Here is a 429-nt window from a genome sequence, read left to right on the forward strand (position 1 = left end):
GTTTCTGGAAACCTACAACCGCATCAAGAAAAATTTTCACAACATGTTCAGGCGGCTTTTCGGCGGCGGCCGCGCCGAGCTTCGGCTTTCCGACCCCAACCACATTTTGGAATCGGGCATCGAAATTTTCGCCCAGCCGCCCGGAAAAAAACTGGAACACTTAAGCCTGCTTTCAGGCGGCGAATGTTCGATGACGGCGGTCGCCCTGCTTTTCGCCACCTACATGGTAAAGCCAAGCCCCTTCTGCCTGTTAGACGAAATCGACGCCGCATTAGACGAGCAGAACGTCGGGCGCTTCGTCCACCTTCTTCGCGAGTTCAGCGACACGAGCCAGTTTATCATCATTACGCACAACAAAAAAACGGTAACCGGCGCGGGGACGCTTTTGGGCGTAACCATGCAGGAATCGGGAGTGACAAAACTTATCAC

1 protein-coding gene is annotated in these 429 nt (G+C 53.8%); it reads left to right on the top strand.

The window, feature by feature from the left end:
- The coding region (locus ACYVTD_RS17045) for an AAA family ATPase (protein WP_461248833.1) at positions 1-429 on the top strand (429 nt) is incomplete at both ends.

The organism is Treponema sp. R6D11 (genome assembly GCF_054786075.1).